The following is a 16,343-nucleotide window of genomic DNA, read 5'->3' as shown; positions in this document are numbered from 1 at the left end:
GTCGCTTCGTCAGCGTTGCGTGAGGCCATTGTAAGGATTTTTTACTGAATGTAAACGCTAATGATAATTCATATCATTTGTATGCTTGTTATTCTGGCGGGAAAGAGTAACCGGATGAATTAAAGGGAAAAGCGGCGCAGCAGACGTGCGCCGGAGAGGATCAGCGTTTCTGGATATAGGTGATGGCCAGCGCCAGCGCCAGCACCAGGCCTTTGATAATGTCCATGGCGTAGTAGGGCACCGACAGCATCACCAGGCCGTTTTGCAGCACGCCGAGGATCACCGCGCCGATCAGGGTGCCGAGCGCATTGGGTTTGCCGGCGCCGGCCAGCGAGAAGCCGATGTAGGCCGCCGCCACCGCATCCATCAGATAGCCACCGCCGGCATTGACCTGCGAAGAGCCGATACGTGACGCCAGCAGGATGCCGCCAAGCGCCGCCAGCCAAGAAGAAATGACGTAAGCGGCAACCCTGTAACGCACGGTGCGAATGCCCGACAGGCGTGCCGCCTCGGGGTTGCCGCCGATGGCGTACATGCGGCGGCCGTGCTTGGTCAACGACAGGAACAGCTGTACCGCCACGGTGACCGCCAGCATGATCAGCACGATCACCGGCACCTGGCCGAGGGCGGAAAACACTTCCGGGATCAGGCCTTCCGCCATGTCGCCATTCGGCAGCACCATGTTTTGGGTGATGGAGCCGCCGTAGCTGTAGGTCATCGCCACGCCCTGGATCACGAACAGGCTGGCCAGCGTCGCCAGCATATCGGGGATTTTGAGCACCACGATCAGCAGGGCGTTGAACAGGCCGACCAGCGTGCACAGCAACAGCGTCACCACGATGGCGCCGGCGGTGCCGAACCCGTGCCAGACGAACAGGGAAATCACCAGCGCGTTGGCCAGCGAGGCGGTCGAGCCGACCGACAGATCGAAACCGCCGACCGACAGCGAGATAGAGACGCCGATGGCGATCACCGTCACGATGGCGATCGAACGCAGGATATTGATGATGTTGTTGGCATCGAGAAAGTTGTCCGACGCCAGGCCAAACAGGGCGACCAGCGCCGCGACGGTCAGCAGCATGCCCCACTTGTAGAGGAAATCAAACAGCTGTTGGCGCCAGGGCAGCGCAGGCCGCAAGGCAAATTCTTTACTCACGCAGGGGTTCCTCCGGTGGAATAGAGCAATAAGGTTTCTTCGTCGGTATCGGCGGCGTTCAGCTCCGCCACGATGCGGCCATCCCACAGCACGCAGATGCGATCGCACAGGCCAACCAGCTCGGCGAACTCGCCGGAGGCGTAAATCACGCCTTTGCCGGCGCGGGCCAGGCCGTCGATTAGGCTGAACAGTTCCTGTTTGGCCTTGATGTCCACGCCCTTGGTCGGCTCATCGAAGATCAGCACGTCGGCGTCGCCGCGCAGCCACTTGCCGATCGCCACTTTTTGCTGATTGCCGCCGGACAGGCGCGCCAGCCGCTGTTGCGGACCGGAGGCGCGAATGTTCAGACGCTGCATGATCTCGCGCGCCCAGCGCAGCTCTTGCCGCCGGCTGAACAGGCTCCAGCGCGAGAAGCTGTCATCGGCGCTGACGCTCAGGTTCATCGGGATCGCCTCATCGATAAAAATGCCTTCTTTGCGGCGTTCTTCCGGCACCAGCGCCAGCCCCTGTTCGACCGACAGATGCGGCGCACGCGGCGCCCAGGGCTGCCCGCGCAGTTCGCCGCGTTCCAGCTGCGCGGCACCGGCGCCGAACAATGCCTTGCACAGCTCGCTTTTCCCGGCCCCGGCCAGACCGGCGATGCCGAGGATCTCGCCTTCATGCAGCCGCAGCGAAACGTCGCGCAGCTTATGGCGATCGCGCAAGCCCTCCACCTGCAGCAGCGTACGCTCCGCGTGCGGCGGGCGCGGCGGCGGGAAAATGTCGTCCAGCCGGTGGCCGAGCATTTTCTCGACGATCTGTTCGCCGCCGAGGCCGCGCATGGCGTCTTCGCTGACGCGGCGGCCGTCGCGCAGCACCGTCAGCCGATCGCAAATGTCGCTCAGTTCGTGGATGCGGTGAGAAATGAACACGATGCCGATGCCTTCGGATTGCAGGCGGCGCACCACGTTGAACAGGCGCTCGCTCTCGGCGCGATCGAGCGGCGCGGTCGGTTCATCGAGCACCAGAAAACGGCAGCGGTGCGACAGCGCGCGCGCCAGCAGCACCTGCTGTTTTTCCGCCAGCGTGCAGTCCGCCAGGCGTCTGCGCGGGTTGAGCGGCAGCGCCCATTGCTGCAGCAGCTGTGCGGCGCGGCGGTGCAGTTCCGCCCAGTTCAGCCAGTGGCCCGGTTCGTTCAGCCAGTCCAGCATGATGTTTTCCGCCACCGACAGCGTGGGGATCAGCGCGACGTCGACCTCTTGTTGCACCACGTGGATGCCGTGGCGGCGCGCCTGCAGCGGGGAATGAATTTCCACTGCCCGGCCGTCGATCAGGATCTCGCCGCGGTAGTGATCGTGGGCGCCGGAGAGGATCGCCATTAGCGTCGACTTGCCCGCGCCGTTGGCGCCGACCAGCGCGTGGATTGAGCCGCCGTGCAGCGTGAAGTCCACGTCCTGCAGCGCGTTGAAGCCGGCGAAGGCGATCGAGATATTGCGCATCTCGAGGCGCGAAGGCGTTGCGGTTGACATTGCGTAGTGAGGCCGTTTAGATGTTTAGATGGCTATTTTGCTCTGTTGTAACACAGATTGCGCCGTTGGCAACCAACAAAATGGCATAACGGCGATGAAAGCGTGGGCGGACAGGGGCGCAACCCGCGTCAGGCTGCGCCGGAGCGATAAACGGTCAGAAGGTGGTGGGGGTGTGTGCGCTGACGATGCGGCAGATGCGCGCCGAGGTATTGCTGAAGCTGTGCGGAATGCCGGTGTTGATGGCGTAGCTCTGACCGGCGGTCAGGCAGTAACTCTGGCCGTTGATGGTCAGCACGATCTCGCCCTCCAGCAGGGTGCCTATCTCTTCGCCCTGATGCTTGATCTTTTCGCCGGTGGTGGTGCCGGGCTGGTAGGTTTCCAGCATCATCGCCAGGTTGCGCGTCGGGCTGCCGTTGTGCACCAGCTTCATCGACACCCCCTGGCTGCCGATCTCAATCAGATCCTCGGCGTCGATCACCACGCGCGGCTCGTCGACGGCCTCCGGTTCGGCAAAGAATTCCGACAGCGACAGGCCATACACCTTAAGCAACTTTTGCAGCGTGCTGATGGCCGGGCTGACTTTGTCCTGTTCGATGGTGCTGATCGCACTGTGGGTTAACCCGGACAGTTCGGCGACCCGGCGCTGCGACAAACCCAATTGCTGGCGGATCTGCGACAGGCGTTTGCCCGGTGCCAAGCTGGCTTCGCTCATAGCGGTACTTCCTTCTGGTAAGGGCGACAGGCTGAAATGACGATCGGTATCGGGCGCCTGCCTGGTCGATAACGATGCTGCATGATATCGGTAGTTAGGGTAGGTTTGGAAAATATATTGCCCATGCTCACCGTCGGCGCGGCGGACAAAATAGTTGACGTGAAAATGGCGGCAAGGCCTTTTCGGTCAATATTTTATCAATTTAGCAGCCGGTGGCGAATAATCAAACAGGATTGTAACATTTGCAAACCCATTCTGTTAAGACTATGTTTCATGTTGTGGATGTTATTTTGAGCGCCCGCAGCGGCGCGACCTGGCGAGAAATCCAATCATGTGTTGAATCGAACGGCGGACGGGCGCCAACGCGCCTTAAGAGCATAATGGCGGGTGACGTATGCAAACCAATAGCGCAGCAGTTGAACATTTTGCACAGCATCATGAAGAGAGGCGAAGTAGCGCGTTCCAAAATGAGGTCGCTCATTATTTGGAACGCCATCCCGCCACGCAGTATATCGATATCCTTCTCACCGATCTCAATGGTTCCTTCCGCGGCAAACGCATACCCGTCTCAGGGTTGAAAAAACTGGAAAAAGGCAGCTACTTCCCCGCGTCGGTGTTCGCTATGGACATCCTCGGCAACGTGGTGGAGGAGGCCGGCCTTGGGCAGGAACTCGGCGAACCGGATCGCGTATGCCTGCCGGTGCCCGGTTCGCTGACGCCGTCGGCGGCCGATCCGCAGCACATCGGCCAGGTGCTGCTCACCATGCTGGATGAAGATGGCACTCCCTTTGACGTTGAACCCCGCAATGTGCTGAACCGCGTGTGGCAGGCGCTGCGACAGCGCGGCTTGTTCCCGGTGGCAGCGGTAGAGCTGGAGTTTTATCTCATCGATCGGCAGCGCGACGCGGAAGGCGATTTGCAACCGCCGTGTGCGCCCGGCACGCAGGAGCGCAACACCCAAAGCCAGGTGTACTCCGTCGATAACCTGAACCATTTCGCCGAGGTGCTGAACGATATCGACGCGCTGGCGAAGCTGCAGGGGCTGCCGGCGGACGGCGCGGTGGCGGAGGCCTCGCCGGGGCAGTTCGAGGTCAACCTGCGCCATACCGACGATATCTTGCAGGCCTGCGACCACGCGCTGGCGCTGAAGCGGCTGGTGCGGCTGGTGGCCGAGAACCACGGCATGCACGCCACCTTTATGGCCAAGCCCTATGAGGATTACGCCGGCAGCGGCATGCACGTGCACGTCAGCATGCAGGATGGCGCGGGCAACAACCTGTTCGCCGACGGCGAAGGCGAGGATTCGCCGCTCTTGAAACAGGCGCTGGCCGGGATGATCACCCTGATGCCGGCGTCGATGGCGCTGTTGGCGCCGAACGTCAATGCCTATCGGCGTTTCCAGCCGGGGATGTATGTGCCGATCCAGGCCGCCTGGGGCCACAATAACCGCACCGTGGCGCTGCGCATTCCCTGCGGCGAACCGGAGAACCATCGGGTGGAGTATCGCGTGGCCGGCGCCGACGCCAATCCGTATCTGGTGATGGCGGCGATCCTGGCCGGCATGCTGTACGGGCTGGACAACCTACTGCCGCTGCCTGAGCCGGTGACCGGCAACGGGCTGGAGCAAGAGGGGCTGCCGCTGCCGATCCGCCAGAGCGACGCGCTGTACGAGTTTGAACATCAGCACGCGCTGACGCACTATCTCGGCGAGCGTTTCACCCGCGTTTATCACGCCTGCAAGACCGACGAACTGCTGCAGTTTGAACGGCGAGTGACGGAAACCGAGATCGACTGGATGTTGAAAAATGCCTGAATAGGCGTATAAAGTAAGAGGTATGTGCGGGCGACTGGCCTGCCGGCAGCGGATTAATTCGCCTGCCGGGCTGGTTTTCCGTGCGATCGACAAAAAGAATTTGTATTTGAGGGTTTCCGGATCTTGTCATTCGGAGGCATTCTGGTGCAAAATATCTCAAATGCAGATAGCCGACGTTTTGAAAGCGTCGGTTATTTTTTTTGCATTATGTTTTACCAACGTAGCGTTTCATACACCAAGCGAGGCCGGACACCGATCCGGATAGATAAATAGTTTCGTGCACGATCAAACAAAACTTTATGGTCGTGACTCATGAGGATTAGAAAGATGGGGCAATTTTTCACTTTAGCGCCGGTGCCCGCCGGTTTCCGCTGTGGCCGCAGCGACTATGGAGCAGCCGAGGTTACCTCGACCCGTTATCCAGCTTACAACCCCCTTCTTTTAGAATTAAGTCGCTCGTTGCGAAGTTTCCCCGCAACCTTAAGTCTTGGCGTGTCCGCCATCCGCAAGGCTCAAGGTAAGGGGGGGCTGAACAATGTCCGATAACACCATCAACGCCGCTCCGGCTCAGCGCACTCAGCTGCGTAAAACCCTGACTTTAGTTCCGGTAGTGATGATGGGCTTGGCTTACCTGCAGCCAATGACCATTTTCGATACCTTCGGCATCGTATCCGGCCTGACCGATGGTCACGTCGCGACCGCGTACGCCTTCGCTCTGCTGGCGATCCTGTTTACCGCCCTGAGCTACGGCAAGCTGGTGAAGAAGTTCCCTTCCGCCGGTTCCGCCTACACCTACGCCCAGAAAGCCATCAGCCCGCACGTCGGCTTTATGGTGGGCTGGTCATCGCTGCTGGACTACCTGTTCATGCCGATGATCAACATTTTGCTGGCCAAGATTTACCTGGAAGCGATCTTCCCGGGCGTACCGTCCTGGATCTTCGTGGCGGTGCTGGTCGGCTTGATGACGATTTTCAACCTGCGCGGCATCAAGCTGGTGGCTAACCTGAACTCCATCATCGTGGTGGTGCAGGTGGCGATCATGATCGTGTTCCTCGGCCTGGTGATCAACGGCATTTACCACGGCGAAGGCGCTGGTACGCTGGTCAGCAGCCGCCCGTTCTGGTCCGATAACGCTCACGTGGTGCCGATGATTACCGGCGCGACCATCCTGTGCTTCTCGTTCCTGGGCTTCGACGGCATCAGCTCGCTGTCCGAAGAGACCAAAGACGCGGAAAAAGTGATCCCGAAAGCCATCTTCCTGACGGCGCTGATCGGCGGCATCATCTTTATCGTGGTGTCTTACTTCGTGCAGCTGTACTTCCCGGACATTTCGCGCTTCAAGGATCCGGACGCGTCGCAGCCTGAAATCATGCTGTACGTGGCGGGCAAGTTCTTCCAGTCGGTGATCCTGGTGTTCTCCTGCGTGACGGTATTGGCGTCGGGCATGGCGGCGCACGCGGGCGTTTCGCGTCTGATGTACGTGATGGGCCGCGACGGCGTGTTCCCGACTCGCTTCTTCGGCTATGTGCATCCGAAGTGGCGTACCCCGGCGCTGAACGTGCTGCTGGTAGGCGCCATCGCGTTGTCCGCGGTGTCGTTTGACCTGGTGACCGCGACCGCGCTGATCAACTTCGGTGCGCTGGTGGCCTTCACCTTCGTTAACCTGTCGGTGATCTCGCAGTTCTATATTCGCGACAAGATGAACCGCACCGTGAAGGACACGTTCAACTACCTGATCCTGCCGGTGATGGGCGCACTGACCGTCGGCGCGCTGTGGATCAACCTGGAAGCCAGCTCGATGACGCTGGGCCTGGTTTGGGCTGCCATCGGCCTGATCTACCTGGCCTTCGTCACCCGCAGCTTCCGTCTGCCGGTGCCGCAAGCGAGCGAAGACGCCGCCTAAGCGCGAGCCGTCTCCTCAGCCACAAAAAAGGCCGCTTTCGCGGCCTTTTCCTTTTCTGCTGCGGCGGATTTTATCCCACCAACTCTTTGCCGTAATCGAACAGCGCTTTCAGCAGGGCGGTTTTCTCTTTGTCGCCTTCGTGCAGGTTATACAGCGATTCGAGCTGCAGCAGATAGCTCTGCACGCGCTCCGCGCTCAAGGCTTCCTGACGATGTTGCAGCCAGCGGCGCTGCTCGGCGTCGTCCAGCGTATTCGGGTAGTTGCGCGCGCGGAAGCGGAACAGCAGCTCTTTCATGCGGCCGTCGCTGAAGGCCAGATCCAGCGCCGGCAGGTTCTGCGGCTTGGTCTGCTGGATAATCCTCATCGCCGCCTTGTCGGCGTCGCTGAAGAAACCGTCGTACAAGCGGGCGTCGACGTCCTCGGAACCTTTGAACGGCTCGGCTTCGGCGAACAGCGCGACCACTTTCTCGCGCACTTCCGGATGCTGTTTCAGCAGCTGCAGATTTTGCAGGCACGCCTGACGATCGATGCCCAGCCGCTCGGCGTTCTCCGGCAGCAGGGTTTTGGCCGGCGCCAGCACCGGGCATTTGTTGATGTGCACCAGCTTGATCGGCACCGGCGCCTGATCCGGCGCCAGATCGTCGCGGCGGGTGTACAGCCGCTCACGCAGCTGCTCGGCGCTCAACGTCAACAGCGGCGTCATGTCGCCGGCCAGATCGCACATGATCACCGCATTCTTGTTGTCCGGGTGCCAGGCCAGCGGCGACACCCAGCTGGTATTGCCGCGCGCCGCGCCGAACATGCCGGAGACGTGCACCAGCGGCGTCATGTCGGCGACGTCGATCAGGGCGTTCAGCTTGTGTTTATTGCGGTGCTGCAACAGGAAATCGAACAGCCGCGGCTGCGCCTGCTTGACCAGCTTGGCCATGGCGATGGTGGCGTAAACGTCCGACATCGCGTCGTGAGCCTGCGTGTGCTCGACGCCGTTGGCGCGCGTCAGGTGTTCCAGGCGGAAGCTGGGGAAACCGTCTTCGTTTTCCGGCCAAACGATGCCGTCCGGGCGCAGAGCGTAGCAGGCGCGCATCACATCCAGCAGATCCCAGCGCGAGTTGCCGTTTTGCCAGCTGTAGGCGTAGGGATCGTAGAAGTTGCGATAGAAGATATTGCGGCTCACTTCGTCATCGAAGCGGATGTTGTTGTAACCGAGAATGCAGGTGCCGGCCACGCTGAAGGCCTGATGGATTTGGCGGGTGAATTCGGCTTCGTTAACGCCTTTGGCGCGCGCCACCTGCGGCGTGATGCCGGTGATCATCACCGCCTCCGGTTCCGGCAGGTAATCGTCGGCCGGGGCGCAGTAGATGACCAGCGGCTCTTCGATAATGTTGAAATCCATATCGGTGCGCACGCCGGCGAACTGCGCCGGGCGGTCCAGCGACGGGCTCTTGCCGAAGGTCTCGTAATCGTGAATGTAAAATGTGGCCGTTGCCTTGCTGCTCAAAATCGCGTCTCTTCAGTGGCGGATACAATATGCCTCTATTGTAACGGCGTGGGGAGCGATGCCAAGCGGCGGTTAGCGAAATGCGCGCAATTACGCACGGCGATAATAATTCAGCCGTTGATGAAAGTAGGGGAGCAGGTGGTCGGGGACCTGTTGTTCTGTTTCCGCCTGAGTGGAGGCGATGCCGTAGCGTTCGTTGTAGATCACGCTGATGGCCAGCAAATCGGTTTCTATTTTCTCGCGTTGCGCCTGCGGTAAGCTATCCAGCTTTCGAGCCATCGTTATCTCCCTGTTAACCTTAGGGCATAATAGGATCGTTAGCGGATATTGTCCCTACCCATTCCGGGGGGCAGTCGACGCCTGAGCGCCGGGTTGCGCGCAAGGCGCCTGGCTGTGGCGGGCGGCGAATTCGCTCTCTGCGTGATGTGCCTGGAAGCGATCCACGCGTTGATACAGCGAACAGGCGCCGCCGATCACCGCCACCCAAAACAGGGTGCATAGCAGCAAAACCCCCAACCAGATTTTTTGGTTATAGGTCATAAGTCCTCCACGGACGAAAAGAGAAATAACATTGACCGTTAAATTAAATCAGGGGTTACATCAATGGTATTTAAACAGCAGGGATTAATCGTAATCTTGTCCCGACTCTTTTGTTACTAAACCCATGATGGATGTTTCAAAAGATTCCTTAAGATAATATTAAGAAAAGTGTTTAAGGGCGCCGTAATTCTATTTAATAATTGTTTAATTATCCGCAGATACAATCTTCCACATTCAATGCCAATGTGGGTGACAATTATGAAAACGCTGCTGTTGACCGGCGCTACCGGCTTTCTCGGTGGTGCGGTTCTTGAAAAATTATTGATTGAAAATCAGTCCATTAATTATCTTTTGCTGGTGCGCGCCGACGATGCGCAGCAAGGGCTGGCCCGTATTCGCGCGAATATGGAAAAATTTAATATCGACGCGAATCTGCTGTCTAAAATTACGATAGAAAATATATTGTTGGGCGACCTTTCCGAGCCGGCCGACTTTTTAACTGACGCACGCATTAACAAAGTCACGCACGTTATTAACTGCGCGGCCGTTGCTTCTTTCGGTAATAACCCGCTCATTTGGAAGGTAAACGTAGAAGGCACACTGGCCTTTGCCGAAAGAATGGCGCAGGTGCCGGGATTAAAACGCTTCCTGCACGTCGGTACCGCCATGTCCTGTTCGCCGGAGCCGGGTTCGCTGGTGTCGGAGAGCGGCGAGTTTGAGGAAGACGCCGAGCACCTGGTGGAATATACGCGTTCCAAATCCACCATCGAACAGCTGATGCGCCAGCGCTGCCCGCACATGCCGCTGACCATCGCCCGTCCGTCGATCGTCGTTGGCCACACTCGCTTGGGCTGCCAGCCTTCCAGCAGCATTTTCTGGGTGTTCGGCATGGCGCTGATGCTGCGCAAGTTCATGTGTTCGCTGCAGGACAATATCGATGTGATCCCGGCGGACTACTGTGCGGATGCGTTGGTGATGTTAATGAACAGCGAAACGCTCGAGAACGACGTTTATCATATCTCCGCCGGTGAGGAGAGCAGCGTCAGCTTTGCCGAAATCGACCGCGCCATGGCGGCGGCGCTGGAAAAGGCGCCGGTGGGCGATGAGTATGCGCAGGTGACGTATGACGCGCTGGTGAAAATGCGCCGTCAGCTGAAAGACATTTTCGGCCCGTGCAACGAGCGGCTGATGCTCAAAGCGATGCGCCTGTACGGATCGTTCGCCATGCTCAACGTGCGTTTCAGCAACGAGAAAATCCTCAAGCTGGGCATGCCGAAACCGCCGCGCTTCACCGACTACATCGCCGGCTGCGTGCAGTCGACCCGCGGGTTGTCCATTCAGCAACAGATGGTGGTGGACTTCAAATAACCGCCGGGCGCCCTGGGTGCCCGACGCTGTGGTCCGTTACCAGGACGAAGATGACCAGAAGACGCGGCCGAGCACCACCAGTTGCTCTTTGCGCTGCTGATAGCTGAGATGCTCGTCCTGGTACTCTTCCCGGTTGAGGGAGCGGATGATGACGCCGCCGTCCGGCTGCTCGATAAGCACCTTCACCCGCAGCAAATTGCCGTGGCGGATGGCGTAGGTCTTGCCCTCGCGGATGCGCGTGTCGTCGGTGTTGATGCCGACCACGTCGCCGTCCTGCAGGCGCGGTTCCATGCTGGAGCCGGAGATGCGGATAATGCGCGCGGCGTTGACCGCCACCCCCATCTTGTGCAGATAGTAACGGCGAAAGATCAGCGAAAACTCCTCGCGATCGACGATTTCGTAGCAGCCGTCGCCGGCGGAAAAATCGATATCCAGCAGCGGGATCTCCACAAACTCTTCCTTGTCTTGTTCGGTATCTTCCCATACCACCGGTTTCAAGCGGGCGGGTTGGAAGTCCGACTCCGCCGCCACGTTGTCAAACGGGCGCACCAGCTGCTTTTCATGAAACACGTCGAACCAGCCCTTGGGCAAATTCAGCTTGGCCTCGATCCGCCTGGCCAGATTGTCGCCAAGATTGCGGGAGGATTTCTCCCCGATGATTTGGCTCAGCGTCGGCGCGGAAGACTCAACCAGCGTGGCGAATTCATTCTGGTTGATGCCTTGCCGGGCGTAGCGGGCCATCAATTCGCGCAGATTGTTGCGCCTGATTTCTTTAGTTTCCATCGTGCAATGATCGCACTCTTTAGCAAAAAGGTAAATAACGATTTTGCTAAAAAAGACTTGCGCATGATTTAGCAATTAGCTAAAACAAAAAGGGTGGGCCAAGGGTTCACCCGTGCGGGGCGGTCTGTCATGATGAGGGGCCGCTCAGTGAAATCAAACGAGAGAGGGACTTTACGATGTACAAGATTGATTACAATAGCTACCGATCGGTCGCCAGCTTCGGCCACCGCGTGCGCTTTCTGGTGCTGCACTACACGGCGCAAAACTTCGCCGACTCGGTGAAGTCGTTGACCGGAAAATCGGTCAGCGCGCACTATCTGGTGCCGGATCCGACCGAGGCGACCTATCAGGCGGCCGGCTTCAGCGGCGTGCGCATCTTCAACCTGGTGGACGAGAATGAGCGCGCCTGGCATGCCGGCAGCAGCCAATGGGGCACCCGCAGCAATATCAACGACACCTCGATCGGTATCGAGATCGTCAACCTGGCGAGCGGCGACGGTGGAAACATCACCTTCCCGCCGTTCAATCCGCAGCAGATCGAGGCCGTCACCCAGCTGGCGCAGAATATCCTGCAGCGTTATCCGGACATCTCGCCGGTGAACGTGGTGGCGCACTCCGACATCGCACCGGGCCGCAAGAGCGATCCGGGCCCGCAGTTCCCGTGGCAGCAGCTGTATCAGGCCGGCGTCGGCGCCTGGTATGACGAATCGACCAAGCAGCAGCGCCAGCAGGAATACTGCAGCCAGGGCCTGCCGGCGCAGGCCGATCTGCTGAAACTGTTCGCCCAATACGGCTACGACACCTCGGCGGCGAACACCGCAGAAGGCTATCGCCAGCTGGTGCGCGCGTTCCAGCTGCACTTCCGTCAGCAGAAGTATGACGGCGTGATGGATGTTGAAACCGCCGCCGTTCTGCGCGCGCTGGTCGACAAGTACGTCGCCTGAGCCTGAAGGTGAATGGGGGACGCCTCATTCGCCTTTTCCTCGCCGGGCTTCCTCCGCTAAAATAGCGGCCTGGCTGGTCTTTATCGGAGGCACTGTGCGCCTCGATCGAAAAATCTCTTCCCTTGAACTGCTGACCTATCGCCACTACCGCATCGTTCACGGCGTGCGCATCGGGCTGGCGTTTATCCTGACCTTTCTGCTGATCCGCCTGCTGGCGGTGCCCGAAGGCACCTGGCCGCTGATCACCCTGGTGGTGGTGATGGGGCCGATCTCGTTTTGGGGCAACGTGCTGCAGCGGGCGCTGCAACGCATTGCCGGCACGGTGTTCGGCGCCGCCTCCGGCCTGATCGCCCTGTATCTGGAGCTCTATTCGCTGCCGCTGATGCTGGTTTGGTGCGGCGTGGTGATGTTCGTCTGCGGTTACCTGACGCTCGGCAAACGGCCGTATATGGCGCTGCTGGTGGGGATCACGCTGGCGGTAGTGTGCGGCGCGGGCGCCGGCGACATGCACACCGCGCTGTGGCGCAGCGGCGACGTGATCTTCGGCTCGCTGTTGGCGCTGCTGTTCACCAGCATCTACCCGCAGCGCGCCTACATTCTGTGGCGCATGCAAATGGCGGACTGCCTGCAAACCGCCGCCCGCCTCTACGGCGCGTATTTTTCGCCGAACGTTATCGAGCGGCCGCGGCTGGAGCCGCAGCTCAAGGATCTGTTGAATCAGGTGGTGAAGCTGCGCAGCCTGATCGTGCCCGCCAGCAAGGAAACTCGCATCCCCAAAGCGGTGTTCGAAGCGGTGCAAACCCTCAGCCGCAATCTGGTGTGCACGCTGGAGCTGATGGCCGATGCTTACTGGGCCTCGCGCGAAACGCACTTCATCATGCTGAACGCCCGCACGCTGCGCAGCACCCAACTGCTGACGCTGAGCTCGCTGGAGTCGCTGGCGGTGCTGATGCGCGAAGGGCCGCAGGCGCAGCGCCAGGCGGCGGCGGGGCAGCTGGCGGAAATCGCCGGCGAGCTGAAAACGCTGATGCAGGAAGTCAGCGTCGGCCAACACGGCGAAGCGCCGATTTACGGCTACGTTTGGCTCAGCATGGAGCTGGCGCAGCAGTTGGAAGAGTTGGGGGATTTGCTCCAGGTTTGCACCGCCGCCGGGCGCGAATAAGGGGTCAGATCATGAAGGCGGCGCTTTGGGTTTTGGCCGCCGGGGCAAAGTGGGTAAGATAAGCCAATCACTGTTGTGCCGGACCGCCACAAACCTGTATCTTGGTGCCATGTGGCCGTAAGCAAATGAATCTGTGTATTACTAAAGCAAGGGTATAAAGATGGATAATGCAAATAAGCCGAGTTTCCAGGACGTGCTGGAGTTTGTGCGTATGTTCCGCCGCAAAAACAAACTGCAACGCGAGATCGTCGACAACGAAAAGAAAATTCGTGATAACCAGAAGCGCGTGCTGCTGCTCGACAACCTGAGTGAGTACATCAAGCCCGGCATGAGCATTGAAGACATTCAGGGTATCATCGCCAACATGCGCAGCGACTACGAAGATCGCGTTGATGACTACATCATCAAAAATGCCGATCTGTCCAAAGAGCGCCGCGAGCTGTCCAAAAAGCTGAAAGCGATGGGCGAAGTGAAGTAACCCGCTTTATCGGGCCGGGCGCGATGCCTGGCCCGCATTCCTGCCAATCATCTTCTTCCCGCCGTTTCGATCATCTCCCGATCCTCACCGATCCTGTAAATGGGATCGCGATCCGCATTTGTAGCATTTTTAGCCGCAATGTTAACGAACTGTGATTTTGCTCAAACAATTCTTTTTGCAGCTTTGGTTATATGTCGATCAATGTTCACGTTGTCATTTTGAGTTTTCGGGATGTGTGATGATTAATTCATTGAAATTTAACATGTTGTGTCGTTACTCATTTTTTGTTGAATAAAAATGACAACGTCAACATTAATAAGATTCAAGCGTTTAACGAATGTATTGGAGGAAGAGATGAGCCAGTTGCCGGAAAAAATGCGCGCGGTCGTTTGCCATGGCCCGCAGGATTATCGTTTCGAACAGGTGCCTACGCCGCTGCCGAAGGCGCGCGAGCTGGTGATCAAGGTGGAAGGCTGCGGCATCTGCGCCGGCGACTGCAAATGCAAGAACGGCGCGCAGATGTTTTGGGGGGAGAACCCGTGGGTTAAACCGCCGGTGGTGCCGGGCCACGAGTTCTACGGCCGCATCGCCGCGCTGGGCGAGGGCGCGGAAGGCAAATACCGGATCGGCGAGCGGGTGATCGCCGAGCAGATCGTGCCGTGCTGGGAGTGCCGCTACTGCAAATCCGGCAGCTACTGGATGTGTGAGACGCATAACATTTACGGTTTCCAAAAAGACGTGGCGGAGGGCGGCATGGCGGAGTACATGCGCTTTTCCGAAAACGCCATCGTCCACAAGATCCCGGAAAGCCTGAGCCATGAAGACGCGGTACTGATCGAACCGATGGCCTGCGCCATCCACACCGTGGCGCGCGGCGACATCCAGCTGGACGACGTAGTGGTGTTGGCCGGCGCCGGGCCGCTCGGGTTGTGCATGGTGCAGGTGGCGCGCCTGAAGACGCCAAAGAAACTGATCGTTATCGACGCCATCGACGAGCGGCTGACGCTGGCGAAGGAATTCGGCGCCGACGTGGTGATCAACCCGCTGAAGGAAGACGCCGACCAGATCGTCAAATCGCTGACCGGCGGCTATGGCTGCGACGTCTACATTGAGGCCACCGGCGCGCCGATCGGTGTCACCCAGGGGCTGCAGATGATCCGCAAGCTGGGCCGCTTCGTGGAGTTCAGCGTGTTCGGCAAGGAAACCACCGTCGACTGGTCCATCATCGGCGATCGCAAAGAGCTGGACATTCGCGGCGCGCACCTGGCGCCCTACAGCTACGAAATCGCCATCGATCTGTTCGAGCGCGGGCTGGTGACTTCCAACGGCGTGGTCACCCACAGCTATTCATTGAACGACTGGGACGAAGCCTTCGCCCTGGCGGACTCGACCGACTCCATCAAGGTGATCCTGGTTCCCTGACTCTCCCGCCGTACCGCTGTTGCAGTCACGACCGCCGGCCCGTTCGCAACGGAGGGGCCGGCCGGTCGGCCAAACGTAAAGACATGCTGTTGCTCTGATAACCACAACAAGAAGCTTCCCTACAGGAGAATTGGCTATGTTTTCATTATTCAAAAAGACCCTGCCTTTTATCGTCGCCGGTGGAATGTTGGCGGCCAGCCAGGTGGCGCTGGCCAAGCAAATCACGATCGGTATGTCGTTCCAGGAAATGAACAACGACTACTTCGTCACCATGAAGCAGGCACTGGATCAGGCGGCGGCGGATATCGGTGCCAAGGTGTACGTGGCCGATGCGCGCCATGACGTCGCCAAACAGATCGGCGACGTGGAGGACATGCTGCAGAAGAAGGTGGATATCCTGCTGATCAACCCGACCGATTCGGTGGGGGTGCAGTCGGCGGTGATCTCCGCCCATAAGGCCGGCGCGGTGGTGGTGGCGATCGACGCCCAGGCGGAAGGGCCGCTGGATTCATTCGTCGGCTCGGAAAACTACGACGCCGGCTTCCAGGCGGGCGAATACCTGGCGAAAGCGCTGGGCGGCAAAGGCAAGGTGGCGATCCTCGACGGTATCCCGGTGGTGCCGATCCTGGAGCGCGTGCGCGGCTTTGAAGCGGCGATGAAAAAATACCCCGACATCAAGATCGTCACCAAGCAAAACGGCAAGCAGGAACGTGACACCGCGCTGACCGTGACCGAAAACATGCTGCAGTCGGCGCCGGATCTGGCGGGCATCTTCAGTGTCAACGACGTCGGCGCGCTCGGCGCCCTGGCGGCGATCGAAAGCAACGGCGCCAAGGTCAAGCTGGTGAGCGTCGACGGCCAGCCGGAAGCCATCAAAGAGATCCTCAAGCCGAACTCGCCGTTCATCGCCACTTCGGCGCAGTTCCCGCGCGACCAGCTGCGCATCGCGCTCGGCATTGCGCTGGCCCGCTACTGGGGCGCCACGGTGCCGAAAACCGTGCCGGTCAAAGTGAAGCTGATCGACCGCAGCAATGCGGCCGGCTTTAGCTGGTAACA

The 16,343-nt window shown here is 59.4% G+C and carries 15 protein-coding genes; 8 read left to right on the top strand and 7 right to left on the bottom strand.

All coding sequences use genetic code 11. The features are described 5' to 3' along the window. Positions 1–160: 160 nt before the first annotated feature. The 3 genes from ACP3TA_RS22415 to puuR all read right to left on the bottom strand — a co-directional run bounded on the left by ACP3TA_RS22415 (position 161) and on the right by puuR (position 3,376). Positions 161–1,156, bottom strand: coding sequence for an ABC transporter permease (locus ACP3TA_RS22415; protein WP_046687512.1), 996 nt, complete (start codon positions 1,154–1,156; stop codon positions 161–163). Next, positions 1,153–2,664, bottom strand: a complete 1,512-nt coding sequence (locus tag ACP3TA_RS22410) for a sugar ABC transporter ATP-binding protein (RefSeq protein ID WP_047025339.1) — start codon at positions 2,662–2,664, stop codon at positions 1,153–1,155. The genes ACP3TA_RS22415 and ACP3TA_RS22410 overlap by 4 nt, the downstream gene beginning before the upstream one ends. A gap of 154 nt (positions 2,665–2,818) precedes the next feature. Then, positions 2,819–3,376: an HTH-type transcriptional regulator PuuR gene (gene puuR, locus ACP3TA_RS22405; protein WP_016927000.1), complete on the bottom strand. Its 558-nt coding sequence runs from the start codon at positions 3,374–3,376 to the stop codon at positions 2,819–2,821. A 394-nt stretch (positions 3,377–3,770) separates the two neighbouring features. On the opposite strand from puuR, the gene ACP3TA_RS22400 reads away from it, so the two are divergent. Continuing rightward, positions 3,771–5,189: a glutamine synthetase family protein gene (locus ACP3TA_RS22400; RefSeq protein WP_033643789.1), complete on the top strand. Its 1,419-nt coding sequence runs from the start codon at positions 3,771–3,773 to the stop codon at positions 5,187–5,189. 535 nt (positions 5,190–5,724) lie between these two features. Next, positions 5,725–7,092, top strand: a complete 1,368-nt coding sequence (locus ACP3TA_RS22395; protein ID WP_025303526.1) for an APC family permease — start codon at positions 5,725–5,727, stop codon at positions 7,090–7,092. Positions 7,093–7,162: 70 nt separating this feature from the next. Here ACP3TA_RS22395 and sbcB read toward each other — a convergent pair whose 3' ends face one another. The 3 genes from sbcB to ACP3TA_RS22380 form a co-directional block, all read right to left on the bottom strand. Next, positions 7,163–8,590: an exodeoxyribonuclease I gene (gene sbcB, locus ACP3TA_RS22390; RefSeq protein ID WP_033643788.1), complete on the bottom strand. Its 1,428-nt coding sequence runs from the start codon at positions 8,588–8,590 to the stop codon at positions 7,163–7,165. A gap of 90 nt (positions 8,591–8,680) precedes the next feature. Next, the gene (locus ACP3TA_RS22385) at positions 8,681–8,869 is read right to left on the bottom strand and encodes a DNA polymerase III subunit theta (RefSeq protein WP_033643787.1); all 189 of its coding nucleotides are present in this window, start codon (positions 8,867–8,869) and stop codon (positions 8,681–8,683) included. Positions 8,870–8,923: 54 nt separating this feature from the next. Then, the gene (locus ACP3TA_RS22380; RefSeq protein WP_046896373.1) at positions 8,924–9,130 is read right to left on the bottom strand and encodes a hypothetical protein; all 207 of its coding nucleotides are present in this window, start codon (positions 9,128–9,130) and stop codon (positions 8,924–8,926) included. A 258-nt stretch (positions 9,131–9,388) separates the two neighbouring features. Between ACP3TA_RS22380 and ACP3TA_RS22375 the strand changes: the two genes are divergently transcribed. Further along, positions 9,389–10,498, top strand: coding sequence for an SDR family oxidoreductase (locus ACP3TA_RS22375; protein WP_033644325.1), 1,110 nt, complete (start codon positions 9,389–9,391; stop codon positions 10,496–10,498). A 36-nt stretch (positions 10,499–10,534) separates the two neighbouring features. Here ACP3TA_RS22375 and ACP3TA_RS22370 read toward each other — a convergent pair whose 3' ends face one another. Continuing rightward, positions 10,535–11,281, bottom strand: a complete 747-nt coding sequence (locus ACP3TA_RS22370; protein ID WP_206196369.1) for a LexA family transcriptional regulator — start codon at positions 11,279–11,281, stop codon at positions 10,535–10,537. A 176-nt stretch (positions 11,282–11,457) separates the two neighbouring features. On the opposite strand from ACP3TA_RS22370, the gene ACP3TA_RS22365 reads away from it, so the two are divergent. From ACP3TA_RS22365 to ACP3TA_RS22345, 5 genes are all read left to right on the top strand, one after another. Beyond that, positions 11,458–12,225 carry an N-acetylmuramoyl-L-alanine amidase gene (locus ACP3TA_RS22365; protein WP_072627327.1) on the top strand — a complete coding sequence of 256 codons (768 nt, stop codon included), beginning with the start codon at positions 11,458–11,460 and terminating at the stop codon, positions 12,223–12,225. Between the two features lie 94 nt (positions 12,226–12,319). Then, entirely contained in the window at positions 12,320–13,387 is a 1,068-nt protein-coding gene (locus tag ACP3TA_RS22360) for an FUSC family protein (RefSeq protein ID WP_033643781.1), read from the top strand. 160 nt (positions 13,388–13,547) lie between these two features. Continuing rightward, positions 13,548–13,865, top strand: coding sequence for a PTS system regulator TmaR (gene tmaR, locus ACP3TA_RS22355; RefSeq protein ID WP_004935612.1), 318 nt, complete (start codon positions 13,548–13,550; stop codon positions 13,863–13,865). Positions 13,866–14,219: 354 nt separating this feature from the next. Then, the gene (locus ACP3TA_RS22350; RefSeq protein WP_069100301.1) at positions 14,220–15,287 is read left to right on the top strand and encodes a zinc-binding dehydrogenase; all 1,068 of its coding nucleotides are present in this window, start codon (positions 14,220–14,222) and stop codon (positions 15,285–15,287) included. Positions 15,288–15,423: 136 nt separating this feature from the next. Further along, positions 15,424–16,341, top strand: coding sequence for an ABC transporter substrate-binding protein (locus ACP3TA_RS22345; protein ID WP_016927010.1), 918 nt, complete (start codon positions 15,424–15,426; stop codon positions 16,339–16,341). The last annotated feature ends 2 nt before the right edge of the window (positions 16,342–16,343 follow it).

This window comes from Serratia sp. 2C06, assembly GCF_050037615.1.
Classification (GTDB): domain Bacteria; phylum Pseudomonadota; class Gammaproteobacteria; order Enterobacterales; family Enterobacteriaceae; genus Serratia; species Serratia ureilytica.
Note: the sequence above shows the minus strand (reverse complement) of the source record. Positions and strands in the feature narration are given on the sequence as shown.

Bases quoted from the DNA above. Each gene is read 5' to 3' on its own strand.
- ACP3TA_RS22385 (WP_033643787.1), bottom strand. From the start codon at position 8,869: ATGGCTCGAAAGCTGGATAGCTTACCGCAGGCGCAACGCGAGAAAATA.
- ACP3TA_RS22395 (WP_025303526.1), top strand. From the start codon at position 5,725: ATGTCCGATAACACCATCAACGCCGCTCCGGCTCAGCGCACTCAGCTG.
- ACP3TA_RS22410 (WP_047025339.1), bottom strand. From the start codon at position 2,664: ATGTCAACCGCAACGCCTTCGCGCCTCGAGATGCGCAATATCTCGATC.
- ACP3TA_RS22370 (WP_206196369.1), bottom strand. From the start codon at position 11,281: ATGGAAACTAAAGAAATCAGGCGCAACAATCTGCGCGAATTGATGGCC.
- ACP3TA_RS22345 (WP_016927010.1), top strand. From the start codon at position 15,424: ATGTTTTCATTATTCAAAAAGACCCTGCCTTTTATCGTCGCCGGTGGA.
- ACP3TA_RS22365 (WP_072627327.1), top strand. From the start codon at position 11,458: ATGTACAAGATTGATTACAATAGCTACCGATCGGTCGCCAGCTTCGGC.
- ACP3TA_RS22400 (WP_033643789.1), top strand. From the start codon at position 3,771: ATGCAAACCAATAGCGCAGCAGTTGAACATTTTGCACAGCATCATGAA.
- ACP3TA_RS22375 (WP_033644325.1), top strand. From the start codon at position 9,389: ATGAAAACGCTGCTGTTGACCGGCGCTACCGGCTTTCTCGGTGGTGCG.
- ACP3TA_RS22350 (WP_069100301.1), top strand. From the start codon at position 14,220: ATGAGCCAGTTGCCGGAAAAAATGCGCGCGGTCGTTTGCCATGGCCCG.
- ACP3TA_RS22380 (WP_046896373.1), bottom strand. From the start codon at position 9,130: ATGACCTATAACCAAAAAATCTGGTTGGGGGTTTTGCTGCTATGCACC.
- puuR (WP_016927000.1), bottom strand. From the start codon at position 3,376: ATGAGCGAAGCCAGCTTGGCACCGGGCAAACGCCTGTCGCAGATCCGC.
- tmaR (WP_004935612.1), top strand. From the start codon at position 13,548: ATGGATAATGCAAATAAGCCGAGTTTCCAGGACGTGCTGGAGTTTGTG.